The following is a 15,642-nucleotide window of genomic DNA, read 5'->3' on the forward strand; positions in this document are numbered from 1 at the left end:
CCCTGGAGGTCAGCCTGATCACCCCCATTGCCCTGGAGAAGGAGCTGCGCTTTGCCATCCGGGAAGGGGGCCGCACCGTGGGCGCCGGCGTGGTCAGCCAGATTATTGAATAACTCCTCGAATTGATGAAATTTCGGAAAAATGCGCGATAATATAATTTTAGCCTGTACAACCTGCAAACGACGGAATTATACGTCTACCAAAAATAAACGCCGGACTCCGAATCGCTTGGAGTTCAAGAAGTACTGTCCGTATTGTCGGACCCATACGCTCCATCGGGAAACCAAGTAAGGTTTAGCTTGCAGGCCAGTAGCTCCAACGGCTAGAGCACCGGACTCCAAATCCGGGTGATGGGGGTTCAAATCCCTCCTGGCCTGCCATTATTTTGTGGTCAAAAAGTGATAGAGTCTGGCGAAACTCAATGGCTTAGGAAAAGATCTCAGGTATGGGTGGGATGGTGCCCCATACTTATTCTCCTACCTGATGGGTTAGCGATTAAGCACGGTTATAATAGTTCCGAACGTGGCACTTGAGTCCTTTAACGGAAAAAGGGGCCCGATTTTCTTGCGTCTTTGATCAGACGACCAGGGGGTTAGCAGGAGTCAGGAGTCTGGCTAGGGCAAACCGACAAAGGTCCGAGATGCCGGCTAAAGCCATGGATAATCTTACAATTAACATTGAATAAATGGTGATCATCAAATTTAAGCCTGAGCATTTGAAAACGCAAAGATGACTTCATGAAGAAAACTAAGACCAAAGAAAAGGCCAACCCCAAAGTTCAGGTAAAAGGCGGCAAGGAGGTAGCTAAAAAGGTAACCAAAGGCCAGGTGGTTAAGCTGGGGGGCAAGAAAAAGAAGTCCTCCAAGTTATCGGAAATATTGCAATATTGGCGTCAGACCAAGCAATTTTTCAATGAAGCCGTTATCGAATTAAAAAAGGTGACCTGGCCGGGGCGCAAGGAGACTCTGGGGGCGACCGCGGTAGTGATCATTTTGGTGGTTTTTATCTCAGTCTTTTTAGGGATTGTCGATCTGGGGTTATCTAGGTTAGTCAGCTACATCATTGGATGAAAAGCATAACAGTGAGAGTAATGAGGACCTCTACCAGTGACGCAGAAATGGTATATTGTTCATACCTATTCCGGTTTTGAAAAGCAGGTCAAGCAGTCGCTGGAAGAACGGGCCCGGGTTCAGGGGATGGAAAACCTGATCACCGAGATATTAGTGCCCACCGAACAGGTAGAAGAAATTGTCAAAGGGGAGAAGCGCATCTCCTCGCGCAAATTTTACCCAGGTTATATTATGGTCCGGATGGAGCTCAATGACGACACCTGGCATCTGGTGAATGATACTCCCAAGGTAACCGGGTTTCTGGGTAGCCGCACGGAACCGGTGGCCATTGCCGATGCCGAGGCCGAAAAGATCCTGACTCAGATGCGGGAGGGAGCACTCAAGCCCAAACCCAAGGTAAAGTTCGAGGTCGGGGATAAAGTCCGGGTCATAGAGGGGCCGTTCAGTAATTTCAGTGGCCTGGTAGATGAGGTAAAGGCCGAAAAGGGCCGGGTGCGGGTGATGATCAGCGTCTTTGGCCGCTCCACCCCGGTAGAATTTGAATTTTTCCAGCTGGAGAAGATATAATTTCAGGCCCGGTTGGCCAGGAACTCGCCGCTAACCGCGGCACACCACTGCCATTAGTTCTAGCCAACTAAATGGGGCCTTAAAGTCAACGAGGAGTTAGAGTAGATGGCAAAAAAAGTGGTGGCCCAGATCAAGTTACAGATTCCCGCTGGCCAGGCCAATCCGTCACCCCCGATCGGGCCGGCGTTGGGGCAGCATGGCGTCAATATCATGGAGTTTTGTAAAAGCTATAATGCCCGCACTCAAGGCCAGGAAGGAACGATTGTCCCGGTAGTGATCACGGTCTTTGCCGACCGGTCCTTTAGCTTTGTCACCAAAACGCCGCCGGCGTCGGTATTGCTCAAAAAGGTGGCGCAGATCGCCTCCGGGGCCAAAGAAGCCGGTCGGGAAAAAGTGGCACAGGTGAGTTGGCAACAGGTGGAGGAGATTGCGCGTCAGAAAATGCCAGACCTCAACACCACCGATTTTGAGGCCGCCAAGCGTTCCATTGCTGGGACGGCGCGTAGCATGGGAATCGAGATCATCTGACTGAGGCCGACCCAAAAGGAATGGGGAGCAGGGAATGTCTAAGAGAGGGAAAAAATATCAAACCGTCCGTAGCAAAGTCGATAAGACCCTGAAGTATAATTTCCCTGAGGGTCTGCAACTGGCGCTGGAAACCGCTTATGCCCGTTTTGACGAAACTGTGGATGTGGCCGTCCGTTTAGGGGTTAATCCTCGCCACGCCGACCAGATGGTCCGGGGCGCGGTGGTTTTACCTAACGGGGTTGGCAAGCAGGTGCGGGTCTTGGTTTTTGCCAAAGGCGAGAAAGAAAAAGAAGCCCTGGAAGCCGGGGCCGATTACGTCGGCGCTGAAGAGCTGATCGAGAAGATCAAGGGCGGCTGGCTCGAATTCGATAAGGCGGTGGCTACCCCGGATCTGATGGGTCAGGTGGGCAAGATCGGCAAAATCTTGGGTCCCCGGGGGTTGATGCCCAACGTCAAGGTCGGCACCGTCACCTTTGAGGTCGGACGGGCAGTCCAGGAACTTAAGGCGGGGAAAATTGATTTCCGGGTTGACAAAGCTGGGGTGGTTCATGCCCCCATGGGCAAGGTCTCCTTTGGAGTAGAGAGCCTGTTGCAAAACCTGGCCAGTTTTTTTGAAACCTTAATCCGCTTAAAACCGCCGACCAGTAAAGGTGCCTACCTCAGGGGAATAGCGTTGTCAACCACTATGGGGCCGGGAATTCGGATCGATCCGTTGGAGGTCAAAAATCTATTGAGAATGGCTTCCGCCTAATTATGACGGTGATTGAGCAGGGGTGCCCCGCCGTGGGAGGCCTGAAGAGGAGTTGCAGGTGCAAAGAACGGAAAAAAGCAGGGTGGTCGAGGCCCTGCATGAAAAATTAAAACAGGCTGAGTTCAACGTGCTCACCGATTTCAAGGGTCTCAAAGTGGCCGAGATGACCAACTTGCGCCGGGAGATTAAGGAAGCCGGGGGCGAATTGATCGTGGTGAAAAACACCCTTCTCCAAAGAGCAGCAGTGGAGACGGAGTCGGCCCGCCTGGAGGAGTTTTTTGTCGGCCCCACCGCGGTGGCCTTGGGATTTGACAATCCGCTGAACCTGGCCAAGGTCTTGAGCAAATTTGCCAAGGACAAGCCGGAATTCAAATTAAAGGCCGGGGTCTTGCGGCACACGGTGCTTTCAGGGCAGGATATTGCGGATCTCTCCAAGTTGCCTGGCCGAGAGGTGCTGCTGAGTCAACTGCTGGCTGCCCTGCAAGGCATACCCACCTCTCTGGTAAATGTCCTGAGCGGCGTTATCCGTCAGTTGCTTTATACTTTGCAAGCGATTGAGGCGCAAAAGAACGCCTCCGGTGACTAGCCCCGACTTGTGAATATTGTTAATTTAGGAAACCATTTATCAGCGATCTAGAGATCGCTTACCGAAATTGAGGATGTTAAGGAGGACCTGTGCCATGGAAAAAATAACCAAAGCCGAGGTGATTGATTTTATCGCCAATATGACGGTTTTGGAATTATCCCAGCTGGTCAAAGAGCTGGAGGAGAAGTTTGGAGTCACCGCCGCGGCCCCGGTAGCTATGGCGGCTGCCGTCCCCGGCGCGGTAGAGGCGGCTCCAGTAGCCGAAGAACAGACAGAATTTGACGTGGTGCTGACCGAAGTGGGGCCCAACAAGATTCCGGTCATCAAGGAAGTCCGGGCCATTACCAGCCTAGGGCTTAAAGAGGCCAAGGAGGCGGTGGAAAATGTTCCCACCACCCTGAAAGAGGGTATTTCTAAAGCGGAAGCGGAAGAAATCAAGAAAAAATTGGAGGAACAGGGGGCTACGGTCGAGATCAAGTAGTCTGCTGCAGTACAGGGTTTCGAGTTGACCGTGGTCCGCAACCATGATTACCAACAACTCGAAATCAATCGATGACTTACCTACAAGGAGAACGAATGGCTGAGGTTTTCTCCCCTCAAAAGCTTTACCGCCGCAATTTTGGGAAGATTGAGAGGTTCATTGAGATCTCCAATCTGATCGAAATGCAGAAAGAATCTTATCAACGGTTCTTACAAAACCATGTCCCTCCCGAGGCCCGGGAGGATTACGGCCTTCAGGGGGTCTTTAAGAGCGTTTTCCCCATCTGGGATTTTAGTGGGACCGCTTCCCTGGAATTTGTCAGCTACAGCTTTGCTGACCCCAAATACGACGTGGAAGAATGCCTCCAACGAGGCATGACCTATGAAGCCCCCATGAAGCTCACCGTGCGGCTGGTGGTCTATGAGGTCGATCAGGAGACGGGGGCTCGCTCCATCCGAGACATCAAGGAACAAGAGATCTACTTCGGGACCATTCCTTTGATGACCGACCATGGGACCTTTATCATCAATGGGACCGAACGGGTGGTAGTGAGTCAGTTGCATCGTTCCCCCGGACTCTATATCGACCACGATCGCGGCAAGACCCACTCCAGTGGGAAGTTGCTTTATTCGGCGCGTCTCATCCCCATGCGGGGGTCCTGGATCGATCTGGAATTCGATCATAAGGATATCCTCTATGTCCGCATTGACCGCCGACGCAAATTCCCGGTGACCGTGCTCCTCAAGGCTTTGGGATATTCTACCGAGGAACTGCTGAATATTTTCTTCCAGACCGAGAAGATCTATCTGGAAGGGGAAACCTGTAGGCGGAAGTTCATCCCAGATTTTCTGCTCAACAAGAAAGCGGTCAGCGACATCGTCGATCCCCGGACCGGGGAAGTGATGGTCAAGAAATTGAAGAAGGTGACCCCGGCGTCTATTCGTAAGATGCAAGAGGCCGGGGTGGAATATCTGTCCGGCACTAGTGCCGAACTTATCAATAGAGTGGTAGCCCATGACATTCTGGACCCCCAAAGCGGAGAGGTGTTGGTCCCCTGTAACGACTATATCACCGAGGAAAAACTCGATCTGCTGCGGCAACGGGGTGTCCAGGAACTGGACCTGCTGTATATCGATGGTCTAAATGTCAGTCCGTGTTTGCGCGATACCCTGGCGGTGGACAAAACCAGCAACATGCGGGAAGCAATCCTGGAGATCTATAAACGGTTGCGGCCCGGCAATCCTCCCACTCTTGAGGTGGCGCTTAACTTCTTTCAGAACCTGTTCTTCAAACCGGAGTATTATGATTTATCCCCGGTTGGTCGTCTGAAGCTCAATTTGAGGTTAAAACGCGATTTGCCCCTTACCCACACCACTCTTACCAGGGAAGATATTCTTTACGCCGTCAAGGAGTTGATCACCCAGAAAGACCAGGAGGGGCCAGTAGATGATATCGACCACCTGGGCAATCGTCGGGTGCGGGCCGTAGGGGAATTGTTGGAGAATCAATATCGCATCGGTCTGGTGCGGATGGAGCGAGCCATCCGGGAGCGGATGAGCCTGCAAGACATCGATACCCTGATGCCCCATGATATGATCAACGCCAAACCGGTGTCGGCGGTAGTCAAGGAATTCTTTGGTACCAGTCAGTTGTCGCAGTTCATGGATCAGACTAACCCGCTTTCCGAGATTACCCACAAGCGCCGCTTGAGCGCCCTGGGACCAGGTGGCTTGACCCGGGAACGGGCCGGCTTTGAAGTTCGAGATGTCCATCCCACCCATTATGGCCGCATCTGCCCGATTGAGACTCCGGAAGGTCCCAACATCGGTCTCATTGTTTCGCTGTCCACTTACGCCCGGGTTAATGAATTCGGCTTCATCGAAACGCCCTATCGGGTGGTAGAGAAAAAAGAGGTCAATGGCCGGGTGGAACCCCATGTTACCAAGGAAGTCCTTTACTTAAGCGCGCTGGACGAGGGTGAACATGTCATCGCCCAGGCCAATGCTCCCCTGGACTCTGAAGGTCGATTTGTCTCGGACTTGGTTTCGGCCCGCAAAGCCGGAGAGTTCGTCATGGTCCACCCGAAAGAGGTTGACTTCATGGACGTATCGCCCAATCAATTGGTGAGTGTGGCTTCGTCGTTGATCCCCTTCCTGGAAAACGATGATGCCAACCGGGCCTTAATGGGTTCTAACATGCAACGCCAAGCAGTGCCCCTGTTGACCTGTAATTCCCCGGTGATCGGGACTGGCATGGAGGGGGTGGTGGCCCGAGACTCCGGGGTGACCATCATCGCCCGACGGAGTGGCATTGTCGAAGATGTGGACGCCTCGCGCATTGTGGTCCGAGCCGATAACGGCGGCCCGGAGGAATCAAACTCCCTGGTAGATATTTATAAACTGATCAAATTCCAGCGCACCAACCAGAATACCTGTTTCAATCAGCGACCCATTGTGCGCCGCGGCGAGCGGGTCGAAAAAGGTCAGATTATTGCTGATGGCCCGGCTACTGCGGCAGGGGAATTAGCTCTGGGCAAAAACGTCATGGTGGCCTTCATGCCCTGGGGCGGGTACAACTTTGAAGACTCTATCCTGGTGAGCGAGCGGATCGCCAAAGAGGATGTTTATACTTCGATTCATATCGAAGAATTCGAGATCCTGGCTCGGGATACCAAACTAGGGAAAGAAGAGATTACCCGAGACATCCCCAATGTGGGTGAAGATGCCTTGCGCAATCTGGATGAGAGCGGCATCATCCGGATCGGCGCCGAGGTCAAAACCGGCGATATCCTGGTAGGTAAAATCACTCCGCGGGGGGAAACCCAGCTTTCCCCGGAAGAGAAATTATTACGAGCTATTTTTGGGGAAAAGGCTGGTGATGTTCGGGACACCTCGTTACGAGTGCCCCCTGGAATTGAAGGGGTAATAATCGATGCCCGGGTATTTTCCCGTAAGGGGATCGAGAAAGATTCCCGGAGCCGGTCGATCGAAGATGAGGCCGTGGCCAAGTTACAGAAAGATCAGGGTGACGAACTGGCTATCCTGACCCATAGCTTTACTCATAAACTGTCCGATTTGTTGACCGGCCAGAAAGTGGAATCGGCATTGGAAGATGAACGCCAGGGGACCGTTATTTTAGAGGCGGGTGGTGAAGTTACCTCTGAGCTGGTGGCCCAACTGCCGATGGAATACTGGCGCCATATTTCCTTTGCTAAGCCCGGAATAGAAGAGCAGGTCGACAAACTCCTGGATAACTATCAGGAGCAACTGCACCTGGTGAATATGATCTTCGAGGACAAAATCGAACGGCTGCGCAAGGTCGACGAACTGCCTCCCGGAGTCATCAAGATGGTCAAGGTCTTTGTGGCCTTGAAACGCAAGCTGGCGGTAGGGGATAAAATGGCCGGGCGGCACGGCAACAAAGGGGTGGTCTCCCGGATCTTACCGGTGGAGGACATGCCGTACTTTGAGGATGGCACTCCGGTGGATATCGTGCTCAATCCTTTGGGGGTACCGTCCCGCATGAATGTCGGGCAGGTGCTGGAGACACATCTGGGGTGGGCCTCCCAGGCTCTGGGACACCAAATCGGCCGCATGATTGATCAATTTTACCAACTAGATGCCATTAAAAACCGTTTGAAACGGATTTACCAAAACCCGGCCATGGATGCCTGGCTGGAGAATGCCACCCATGATGATTTGCGGGAACTATGGGAGAGGTACTACAAAGAAGGCATTTATATGGCAACCCCGGTCTTTGACGGGGCTACTGAGGAAGAGATTCAGACCTGTTTGAAAGAAGCCGGCGTCCCAGAGGTGGGCAAGGCCAAGCTGTTCGATGGCCGGACCGGCGAGCCCTTTGATCGAGAGGTGACGGTCGGTATCATGTACATGATGAAACTCCACCACCTGGTGGATGACAAGATCCATGCCCGCTCCATCGGTCCCTATTCACTAGTCACCCAACAGCCGCTGGGAGGCAAAGCCCAATTCGGCGGACAGCGGCTGGGAGAGATGGAGGTTTGGGCCATGGAGGCCTACGGCGCCGCCTATTCCCTCCAGGAATTTCTCACCGTCAAATCCGACGACGTCGCGGGTCGGACCCGGATGTATGAAAAAATCGCCAAGGGTCAATATGACCTCGAAGCTGGTTTGCCAGAATCTTTTAATGTCCTGGTTCGGGAGTTGCAAAGTCTGGCTTTGAATATCGAGCTGTTGGAGGACCAGGAACAAAAGGGCACAGAAAGCGATGAATAAACCAAGGGAAGTAGCCTTAGAAGATCTTAATAATATCTTTGCCAAACCCAAAGATCCGCTCAATTTTAATGCAGTCCGCATCTCGTTGGCCTCACCGGAGATGATCCGCTCCTGGTCGCATGGCGAGGTAAAGAAGCCGGAAACCATAAATTACCGCACCTTTAAACCGGAACGGGACGGATTGTTCTGCGCCAAAATCTTCGGCCCCACCAAGGACTATGAGTGCAATTGCGGGAAATACAAGCGCATGAAGCACCGCGGCATAGTCTGCGAAAAGTGTGGCGTTGAAGTCATCCAATCCAAGGTGCGCCGCGAACGGATGGGCCACATCGAACTGGCCAGTCCGGTGGTGCACATCTGGTTTCTAAAGAGTTTGCCCAGTAAAATCGGCAATCTATTGGATCTCACCCTTCGGGAACTGGAAAAAATCCTCTACTTTGAGTCCTATGTGGTGATTGATCCCAAAGATACGCCCTTGCACCAGGGCGAACTGCTGTCAGAAGAAAAGTATCGCCAGGCCCGAGAGGAACATGGTGAGGAGTTTGAGGCGGGCATGGGGGCGGAAGCCATCGAGGCCATGCTAAAGTCGATCGACCTGGCTACCCTGTCCGACCGCCTGCGGGAGGAAATCGCCAAAACCAGTTCCGAGGCCAAGCGTAAGAAGCTTGGTAAAAGGCTCAAGGTGATCGATGCCTTTAAAGATTCCGGGATTCGTCCGGAATGGATGGTACTTTCGGTCATTCCGGTGCTGCCCCCCGACCTCCGTCCGCTGGTCCCTTTGGATGGTGGCCGGTTTGCAACTTCAGATCTGAATGACCTCTACCGGCGGGTCATCAATCGGAATAACCGCTTGAAAAGATTGATTGAGCTGGATGCCCCAGAGATCATTATCCGTAATGAAAAGCGGATGTTACAAGAGTCAGTGGATGTCCTCTTTGATAATGGCCGGCGGGGGAAAACCATCACCGGACCCAACAAACGGCCTCTGAAGTCCTTGAGCGATATGCTCAAAGGTAAACAGGGCCGTTTCCGGCAGAACCTGTTGGGTAAACGGGTGGATTATTCCGGGCGTTCAGTGATCGTCATTGGCCCGGATCTGCGTCTGCATCAGTGCGGCCTGCCCAAGAAAATGGCCCTGGAACTCTTCAAGCCCTTTGTCTATCACGAGCTGGTTACCAATGGATTTGTCAATACCATCAAAGCCGCCAAGCGGCTGGTGGAGAAAGAGACCCCCGAGGTCTGGGATTCTCTGGATGAGGTGGTTCGGGAGTATCCGGTATTGCTCAACCGGGCCCCGACCCTGCATCGCTTAGGGATCCAGGCTTTTGAGCCGATCCTAGTGGAAGGTAAGGCCATTCAACTCCATCCCCTGGTGTGTACTGCCTTTAACGCTGACTTTGATGGCGATCAGATGGCGGTTCATCTACCCCTGTCGTTAGAGGCTCAGATTGAGGCCCGGGTGTTGATGATGTCCACCAATAACATTCTCTCCCCGGCCAATGGCGAGCCGATTATCGTACCCTCGCAGGACATTGTTTTGGGGCTTTATTATCTCACCCGGGAACGGCCCTTGGCCAAGGGGGAACGGGTTCCCCTTAATGGCGAAAAGCCGATCCCCTTTTCCTCTCCCGAGGAAGTTCGGATTGCCTACGATCAAGGGGTGGTGGATCTCCATGCCCGCATCCCGGTGCGGATCGATGGCCGGATCGTTGATACCACCGTGGGCCGGGTGTTGCTTAAGGAGATCCTGCCGGAGGGCATCCCCTTTGACTCTATCAATCGGACCATGACCAAAAAGGAGATCCGCAAGCTGGTGGCCCAGGCCTATCGTCAGACCGGAATTAAAAATACCGTGTTGCTGGCCGACCGTTTGAAAGATATGGGATATAAATATGCTACTCAGGCTGGCATCTCCATCTCCATCACTGATATGGTGATTCCGGCCCGAAAAGCCGAGATTCTCCAGACGGCCCAGGCCGAAGCTTCTTTGGTCGAAGAACAATATCGTGAAGGTCTGATTACCGAAGGCGAAAAGTATAATAAGGTAGTAGATATCTGGGCCAAGGCGACCGATGAGGTGGCGGCGGAGATGATCGGCGAGATGGCCCGGGAGGCAGTTAGCGGACAAAAGGTTGATTCTCAGGGTCGGGTCCACGATTTGCAGGAAGAAACCACCAGCTTTAACCCGATTTTCATGATGGCTGATTCCGGAGCGCGGGGCAGTAAAGACCAGATGCGGCAGTTGGCCGGGATGCGGGGACTGATGGCCAAACCTTCCGGAGAAATCATCGAAACTCCTATTACCGCCAACTTCCGCGAGGGCCTGACCGTGCTGCAATACTTTATCTCCACCCACGGGGCCCGCAAGGGGTTGGCGGATACGGCCTTAAAGACGGCCAACTCGGGTTATCTGACCCGACGTCTGGTGGATGTGGCCCAGGACTGCGTGATTACCGAAGAAGACTGCGGCACCATTGACGGTATCGAGGTAACCCCGCTGATTGAAGGCGGGGAGATCATCCAGCGGGTCGGTGAGCGGGTGTTGGGACGTAATGCCCTGGAAGACATTATTGATCCCCACACCGGCGAGGTTCTGGTCCGGGCCAACCAAGAGATCGATGAGGACGCGGCCCAACGCATTGAGGAGGCGGGTATAGAGCGGGTGCGTATCCGATCGGTATTGACCTGCCAAAGTCGCCGCGGGGTTTGCGTCAGATGTTACGGCCGCGATCTGGCTCATGGCATCCAAGTGAACATTGGGGAGGCGATCGGTATTATCGCGGCCCAATCCATTGGCGAGCCGGGGACCCAATTGACCATGCGGACCTTCCATATTGGCGGCACCGCCTCCCGCCGGGCGGAGCAAAGTTACCATGTGGCCCGCAACCACGGCTGGGTGCGCTTTGAAAACATGAAGACGGTTACCGACGTGACCGGCAATCTGGTAGCCCTCAGTCGCCAGGCGGAATTAGTGGTGGTCAGCGAAAAGGGCATCGAACGCGAACGCTATCCGGTCACCTATGGAGCCCGGCTACGGGTAGTTGAAGGCCAGGAAGTCTTTCCGGAGCAGGTGCTGATCGAGTGGGACCCCTATACCAACCCCATCCTGACCGAAGTCGGGGGTCAGGTCAAGTTCGGTGATATCATCGATAATGTCACCATGCAGGAGAAGGTGGATTTAGTTACCGGCAAGTCTTCCAAGGCCATCATTGAGTCGCGCGAACCCGAAATGCGACCCCGGATCTCCATTAAGGATGAGGCTGGCAAGACCGCCCGTATTCCGGGGACCCAGGCGGTGGCCCGATATCATCTGCCAGTGGGAGCCATTCTCATGGTAAATGAGGGAGATCTGGTCAGTCCAGGCGATATTATCGCCAAGATTCCGCGGGAGACCACCAAAACCAAAGACATTACCGGCGGCTTGCCCCGGGTGGCCGAGCTTTTCGAGGTCCGCAAACCCAAAGAAAACGCGGTGATCAGCGAGATCAGCGGGGTGGTCAGCTATGGCCGCCAGTCCAAGGGTAAACGGAAAATTATTGTCACCCCTGAGGTCGGGGAGACCAAAGAATACATCATTCCCAAAGGTAAACACATTGCCGTTCAAGAAGGGGATTATGTTCGGGATGGCGAACCACTCATGGATGGTTCGGCCAATCCCCATGATATCCTGGCCATCAGCGGAATCAAAAAATTGGCCCGCTATTTGGTGGACGAAGTTCAGGAGGTTTACCGCCTGCAAGGAGTGAAGATCAACGACAAGCATATCGAGGTCATCGTCCGGCAAATGCTGCGCCGGGTCCGGGTCACGGATCCGGGAGATACCAACTTCCTGGTCGGGGAACAGGTGGAAAAGTTTGTCTTTGAAGAAAAGAACGAAGAGATTATGCGTCAGGGTAAGCAGCCCGCTATCGCCGAACCCCTGTTGTTAGGCATCACCAAAGCCTCCCTGTCCACCGAAAGCTGGATTTCGGCCGCCTCGTTTCAGGAGACCACCAAAGTCCTGGCCGACGCCGCGGTGGCGGGTAGAATCGATTACTTGCGGGGATTAAAAGAAAACGTTATCATGGGACGACCGATTCCGGCCGGAACCGGCTTGCCCTGTTACCGTCAGTTACAATTGCAATTTCCCGAGGAAATGGTCCCTGGTAATCCGGAATAAACAATGTACCTTGACATTGACTGGGTAATTCGATATAAATGAGAGATTTTAAGGTTTGGCTAAACAAGGCCTGAGGCAAATGGAGTAAAGAATGCCGACGATAAACCAACTGGTTCGAAAAGGCCGGGAAAAAATCAAGAAAAAGAAGACAACCCCGGCCTTGAAAAGTTGTCCACAAAAACGCGGGGTATGCCTGCGAGTTTACACCACCACTCCGAAGAAACCCAACTCGGCTTTGCGCAAAGTCGCCCGAGTGCGGTTGACCAACGGTATTGAGGTGACCACCTATATACCCGGGGTGGGCCACAATTTACAAGAGCACTCGGTAGTGCTGATCCGTGGCGGTCGGGTCAAAGACCTGCCGGGAGTGCGCTACCATGTAGTGCGGGGCACACTCGATTCGGTGGGGGTGCAGGATCGCCGCCAGGGTCGGTCCAAGTATGGCACCAAAAAGCCTAAATGAGGTTCTGAAAAACATCTTTCCATACTTTATCTGGAGTGTTAGACGATGCCTAGAAAACGGGAGGTGGTCAAACGCCCGATTATCCCCGATCCCAAATTTAAGGATGCGCTGGTAGCCCGCTTCGTCAACGGATTGATGCGGCGGGGCAAGAAAAGTCTGGCCGAATCCATTTTATACAATTCGTTGGACATCATCGGGCGGCGTACCCAAGAAGAGCCTCTGAAGGTCTTCCATAAGGCGCTGGACAATGTCCGGCCGCTCATTCAGGTCAAATCCCGACGGGTAGGAGGCGCGACCTACCAGGTGCCGGTGGAGGTACGGCCTGATCGCCGCACTTCATTAGCCATTCGCTGGCTGATCCAGTATGCCAAAGAGCGATCGGAAAAGAGCATGGAGGCCAAGTTGGCCGGGGAATTGCTGGACGCCTTTAATCATCGAGGTGGGGCCATCAAAAAACGAGAAGATACCCACCGGATGGCTGAAGCTAACAAGGCCTTTGCCCATTATCGCTGGTAAGGAGAGGACAGGTAGAAGGAGTTGCCACGGAGTATCCCGCTGACGCGGGTCAGAAACATCGGCCTAATGGCTCATATTGATGCGGGCAAAACCACAACCACGGAACGAATTCTCTACTATACCGGTGTTACCTATAAGATGGGGGAGGTTCACGACGGCCAGGCGGTGATGGATTGGATGGCACAGGAGCAGGAACGGGGGATTACCATTACTTCAGCAGCTACCACCTGTTTTTGGAAAGATCATCGCATTAATATCATTGATACTCCCGGGCATGTGGATTTTACCATTGAAGTGGAGCGGTCGTTACGGGTATTGGATGGGGTGGTGGCGGTTTTCTGTGCGGTCGGCGGGGTTGAACCCCAATCGGAGACCGTGTGGCGCCAGGCTGATCATTATGGGGTGCCCAGATTGGCCTTCGTGAACAAAATGGACCGGGTCGGGGCTGATCTGTTCGGGACGGTCGACATGATCAGGAAGCGCTTAAAAGCCAATCCGGTATTAGTGCAATTGCCCCTGGGCGCAGAAGATAAATTCCAAGGAATGATCGATTTGGTAAATATGCAGGCTATTGTTTATATTGACTCAGCTCTGGGGGACAAGTTTCAGGTGGCCGCGATTCCCTCCGAGTTGCAGGGCCAGGCGGAGGAAAGTCGCCACCGGCTGGTGGAGGCCCTGGCCGAACTAGACGACGATCTGATGGAGGATTATCTGGCCGATCGACCGATCAGGCCTGCGGATTTGCGGCGGGTATTACGACAAGGGACCATCAACTTGCAGGTGGTACCGGTACTCTGCGGGTCGGCCTTTAAAAATAAAGGGGTGCAGGCGCTATTAGATGCCGTAATTGATTACCTCCCGGCTCCCAGTGATATTCCTCCGGTAGTGGGACTGAATCCGAATGGGGAAGAAGAGGAGAGGCCGGCCGATGATGCCGCTCCCCTGGCGGCGCTGGCCTTTAAGCTGTTGTCGGACCCGTTTGTCGGCCATCTGACCTTTTTGCGACTATATTCGGGCGTCATGCAAAGCGGCACCACAGTCTACAATGCTTCCAAAGGAGTGAAGGAAAAGATCGGTCGCCTGCTCAAGATGCACGCTAACAAAAGAGAAGATATTAAAGAGGCTTACGCCGGCGATATTGTCGCCGCCGTAGGCCTGCGCCAGACCGGTACGGGTGACACGCTGTGTGATGAGCGGGCCCCCGTGGTGCTAACCACCATGGAGGTGCCGATGGCGGTCATCGATATCGCCATCGAACCCAAAACCAAGGCTGATCAGGATAAGTTGGGACAGGCTTTGCATAAAATCGCCTCAGAAGATCCGTCCTTCCGGGTCCACAGCGATCCCCAGACCGGACAGACGATTATTTCCGGCATGGGGGAATTGCATCTGGAGATCATCGTTGATCGGCTGCTGCGGGAATTTAAAGTTGACGCGCAGGTTGGCCGTCCCCAGGTGGCCTATCGGGAAACTATTACCCAGCCGGTCAAGGCGGAAGGACGGTTTGTCCGTCAGACCGGGGGCCGCGGCCAGTATGGTCATGTGTGGCTGGAACTGAGTCCGCAACCCGCAGGCCAGGGTTTTGAATTTGAAAACCGGATCATTGGCGGGGCAATACCCAAAGAATATATCCCGGCGGTAGAAAAAGGCGTGCGTGAGGCCCTGGAGACCGGCGTCTTGGCTGGCTACCCCCTGGTGGACATTAAGGTGGCGCTGGTGGATGGTTCTTATCATGAGGTAGATTCCTCCGAAAGAGCCTTTCATGTCGCCGGTTCTTTGGGTTTCAAAGAGGGAGTCAAAAAAGCCCGACCCATACTGTTGGAACCGGTGATGTTAGTGGAAGTGGTAGTACCAGAGGAGTTTGTGGGCGAAGTGATCGGTGATCTCAATTCCCGGCGGGGGCGAGTCAAGGGTCTGGAGAGCCGTGGCGGGGTGCAAAATATCCAAGCCGAGGTCCCCCTGGCGAACATGTTCGGATATGCCACCGATCTTCGGAGCGCTACCCAGGGGCGGGCGGTATTTACCATGCAATTTGGCCGTTACGAACCGGTGCCCCAGAATCTCGTCGAGGACATTATCGGGCGAGGCAAATCAAGCAATTAAGCCTTATGGCAGCAGGATATTGGTAGAGATTATGAGAAGGAGTTCAACATGGCCAAGAAGAAGTTTGAGCGCAAGAAGCCGCATGTGAATGTGGGGACCATTGGACATATTGATCATGGCAAGACGACCTTGACCTCGGCGATCACCAAGCATTTGGCCCGC

At 53.7% G+C, this 15,642-nt stretch carries 14 protein-coding genes and 1 tRNA gene; all 15 read left to right on the forward strand.

Features of this window, described 5'->3' with window-relative positions:
* A partial coding sequence (locus JRG72_09920) for a hypothetical protein (GenBank protein MBW2135522.1) occupies nucleotides 1-113 on the forward strand: 113 nt, incomplete at its 5' end.
* A gap of 28 nt (nucleotides 114-141) precedes the next feature.
* Nucleotides 142-291, forward strand: coding sequence for a 50S ribosomal protein L33 (rpmG, locus tag JRG72_09925; GenBank protein ID MBW2135523.1), 150 nt, complete (start codon nucleotides 142-144; stop codon nucleotides 289-291).
* 12 nt (nucleotides 292-303) lie between these two features.
* Nucleotides 304-380, forward strand: a tRNA-Trp gene (locus JRG72_09930).
* A 357-nt stretch (nucleotides 381-737) separates the two neighbouring features.
* A complete protein-coding gene (secE, locus tag JRG72_09935; protein ID MBW2135524.1) occupies nucleotides 738-1,070 on the forward strand; it encodes a preprotein translocase subunit SecE in 333 nt (110 codons plus the stop codon).
* Between the two features lie 36 nt (nucleotides 1,071-1,106).
* Entirely contained in the window at nucleotides 1,107-1,637 is a 531-nt protein-coding gene (gene nusG / locus JRG72_09940) for a transcription termination/antitermination protein NusG (protein ID MBW2135525.1), read from the forward strand.
* Between the two features lie 105 nt (nucleotides 1,638-1,742).
* Nucleotides 1,743-2,165, forward strand: a complete 423-nt coding sequence (gene rplK / locus JRG72_09945) for a 50S ribosomal protein L11 (GenBank protein MBW2135526.1) — start codon at nucleotides 1,743-1,745, stop codon at nucleotides 2,163-2,165.
* Between the two features lie 34 nt (nucleotides 2,166-2,199).
* On the forward strand, nucleotides 2,200-2,916 hold the full coding sequence (locus JRG72_09950; GenBank protein MBW2135527.1) for a 50S ribosomal protein L1: 717 nt from the start codon (nucleotides 2,200-2,202) through the stop codon (nucleotides 2,914-2,916).
* A 58-nt stretch (nucleotides 2,917-2,974) separates the two neighbouring features.
* A complete protein-coding gene (locus tag JRG72_09955) occupies nucleotides 2,975-3,502 on the forward strand; it encodes a 50S ribosomal protein L10 (protein ID MBW2135528.1) in 528 nt (175 codons plus the stop codon).
* Nucleotides 3,503-3,596: 94 nt separating this feature from the next.
* Nucleotides 3,597-3,983: a 50S ribosomal protein L7/L12 gene (rplL, locus tag JRG72_09960; GenBank protein MBW2135529.1), complete on the forward strand. Its 387-nt coding sequence runs from the start codon at nucleotides 3,597-3,599 to the stop codon at nucleotides 3,981-3,983.
* 95 nt (nucleotides 3,984-4,078) lie between these two features.
* Complete coding sequence (gene rpoB, locus JRG72_09965) at nucleotides 4,079-8,239, forward strand: DNA-directed RNA polymerase subunit beta (protein ID MBW2135530.1); 4,161 nt, start codon at nucleotides 4,079-4,081, stop codon at nucleotides 8,237-8,239.
* On the forward strand, nucleotides 8,232-12,398 hold the full coding sequence (gene rpoC, locus JRG72_09970) for a DNA-directed RNA polymerase subunit beta' (GenBank protein MBW2135531.1): 4,167 nt from the start codon (nucleotides 8,232-8,234) through the stop codon (nucleotides 12,396-12,398). Before rpoB ends, rpoC begins: the two co-directional genes overlap by 8 nt.
* Before the next feature lie 91 nt (nucleotides 12,399-12,489).
* Entirely contained in the window at nucleotides 12,490-12,861 is a 372-nt protein-coding gene (locus JRG72_09975) for a 30S ribosomal protein S12 (protein MBW2135532.1), read from the forward strand.
* Between the two features lie 45 nt (nucleotides 12,862-12,906).
* Nucleotides 12,907-13,377, forward strand: a complete 471-nt coding sequence (rpsG, locus tag JRG72_09980; GenBank protein MBW2135533.1) for a 30S ribosomal protein S7 — start codon at nucleotides 12,907-12,909, stop codon at nucleotides 13,375-13,377.
* 21 nt (nucleotides 13,378-13,398) lie between these two features.
* On the forward strand, nucleotides 13,399-15,480 hold the full coding sequence (gene fusA, locus JRG72_09985; protein MBW2135534.1) for an elongation factor G: 2,082 nt from the start codon (nucleotides 13,399-13,401) through the stop codon (nucleotides 15,478-15,480).
* A 48-nt stretch (nucleotides 15,481-15,528) separates the two neighbouring features.
* Nucleotides 15,529-15,642, forward strand: a 114-nt coding sequence (locus JRG72_09990; protein MBW2135535.1) for a hypothetical protein, incomplete at its 3' end; no start/stop codon positions are given.

This window comes from Deltaproteobacteria bacterium (genome assembly GCA_019309545.1).
Taxonomy (GTDB): Bacteria; Desulfobacterota; Desulfobaccia; order Desulfobaccales; family Desulfobaccaceae; genus Desulfobacca_B.